At 58.7% G+C, this 1,577-nt stretch carries 2 protein-coding genes and 1 pseudogene; 2 read left to right on the forward strand and 1 reads right to left on the reverse strand.

All coding sequences use genetic code 11. From position 1 onward, the window contains the following. Window positions 1-473: IS6 family transposase (locus tag BSU04_RS33815; protein ID WP_089164625.1), on the reverse strand; the 473-nt coding region annotated here is incomplete at its 3' end. A gap of 66 nt (window positions 474-539) precedes the next feature. Here BSU04_RS33815 and BSU04_RS33820 point away from each other — a divergent pair. Both BSU04_RS33820 and BSU04_RS33825 read left to right on the forward strand, forming a co-directional pair. Beyond that, window positions 540-1,120: pseudogene (locus BSU04_RS33820) on the forward strand (tyrosine-type recombinase/integrase); the annotation flags it as partial. A gap of 169 nt (window positions 1,121-1,289) precedes the next feature. Beyond that, on the forward strand, window positions 1,290-1,577 hold a 288-nt coding region (locus tag BSU04_RS33825; protein ID WP_179258528.1), incomplete at its 3' end, for a phage integrase N-terminal SAM-like domain-containing protein.

Raw genomic sequence — 1,577 nt, forward strand, 5'->3', positions numbered from 1 at the left:
TGCAGCGCAGCCAGATTAGAGCCGCTTTTGTCGATGGTTACCGTCTCGGGTACACCGTTCTGAGCGATCGACTTTTCAAAGAAGCGCCGCGCTGCCACCTTGTCGCGCTTGGCTCTGAACAGGAAATCGATGGTTTGGCCCGCCTTGTCCACCGCCCGGTAGAGATACTTCCACTGGCCTTTGACTTTGATATACGTTTCGTCCATGCGCCAGCTCTTGCCCACCGGCTGCTTGTGCTTACGGAACGTCTTCTCGAACAGCGGCACCAACTTGATCACCCAACGATGCACCGTGGAATGATCAACCTCAATACCGCGCTCGGCCATCATTTCTTCGAGATTACGCAAACTCAGTGAGTAGGCGACGTACCACCGCACGCATAGCAACATCATATCGAGCGGATAGTGAAGGCGCTTTAGCACTCGGGCGATGCCCGCAGCAAGCGTCTTTCGCGGTGTTTGGGTCTTCTTCATCGGCCAGCCAAAGCATATTTGTCAGGCTCGAATACTACCTCTCCCGCCTTAACGCGACAAAACCGCAAGACGCCCGTGCTGGATGCGACCGAAGCGCGGCACTTGCTCGACAGCATCGATGTCACGACGCCGATCGGGCTGCGGGACCGGGCGTTTATTGCGTTGATGGTGTTTTCGTTTGCACGCGTGGGCGCCGCGCTCGCGATGCGCGTCGATGACATTTATGTGCAGCACCGGGGCCTGTGGGTGCGCCTGCGCGAAAAGGGCGGCAAGCACCACGAGATACCGTGTCACCACGCGCTCGAGGCGTACCTGCACGCGTATTTGAATGGCGCGGGGATCGGTGACGATCCGAAAGGGCCGCTATTCAGGACGATCCGGCGCGGCACCGGGCAGCTCAACGACACGCCGCTGCCGCAGGCGAACGCGTATGCGATGGTGCGACGTCGCGCGCTGGCCGCCGGCATCGGCACGAAGATCGGCAATCACACGTTCCGCGCTACCGGCATCACCGCCTATCTGAAGAATGGCGGCATGCTGGAGAACGCCGCGGCAATGGCCATCACGCATCGACACGCACCACGCAGCTCTATGACCGGCGTCACAATGAAATCAGTCTGGATGAGGTCGAGCGGATCTGTATTTAATTATTTCGTATCGCATAGTAAATGTGACTGTCTCCAACCCGCCACTGGACTAAACCGCTCGCGCGGTAGGCCTTCCGTTTGAGGCATGTGGTTTTTCGGAGGGACCCGGCTTGGTTTCCTATGTTGATTGATGAGGCGATCCGCCTCGTTACTCGACAGGAGCCGAGCTATGACGACATCCACCGAAGTTATCAGCCCGTTACGCCAGCGCATGATGGACGACATGCGCATGCGTCGCCTCGCGCCGACCACGCAATCCAACTACCTTCGCGTCGTACGCGAGTTCACAGTCTTCCTCGGACGCTCGCCCGACACCGCGACCGTTGAGGAATTGCGACGCTACCAGTTGCATCTGGTTGACCGCGGGGTGTCGCCAGTCTCTCTAAACGCCGCGATCACCGGGTTGAAGTTCTTCTTCGGCACCACGCTCGGTCAAGAAGCATTAATGGCCAAGATG

It is taken from the genome of Caballeronia sordidicola (assembly GCF_002220365.1).
GTDB lineage: Bacteria > Pseudomonadota > Gammaproteobacteria > Burkholderiales > Burkholderiaceae > Caballeronia > Caballeronia sordidicola_C.